The following is a 256-nucleotide window of genomic DNA, read 5'->3' on the forward strand; positions in this document are numbered from 1 at the left end:
GGGCATGCACCGAGTCTAGGCATCCCCTCCGACAGAGGTCCGGCCACGCGGGTTTGTAGGGTGGAACGGTGACCCGCATCATCTCCGGCCGCGCGGGCGGCACGGTTCTCGACGTCCCCGCCAAGGGCACGCGGCCCACGAGCGACCGCGTGCGCGAGTCGCTGTTCGGGGCGCTGGAGTCGGCCGACCTGATCGAGGGCGCGCGTGTGCTGGACCTCTACGCCGGGTCGGGTGCACTCGGGCTCGAGAGCCTGAG

At 71.9% G+C, this 256-nt stretch carries 1 protein-coding gene; it reads left to right on the forward strand.

From position 1 onward, the window contains the following. Nucleotides 1–68: 68 nt before the first annotated feature. The coding region (locus ACZ3HG_RS24200; protein ID WP_465334991.1) for an RsmD family RNA methyltransferase at nucleotides 69–256 on the forward strand (188 nt) is incomplete at its 3' end.

Source organism: Erwinia sp. PME.40.26/001 (assembly GCF_055556675.1).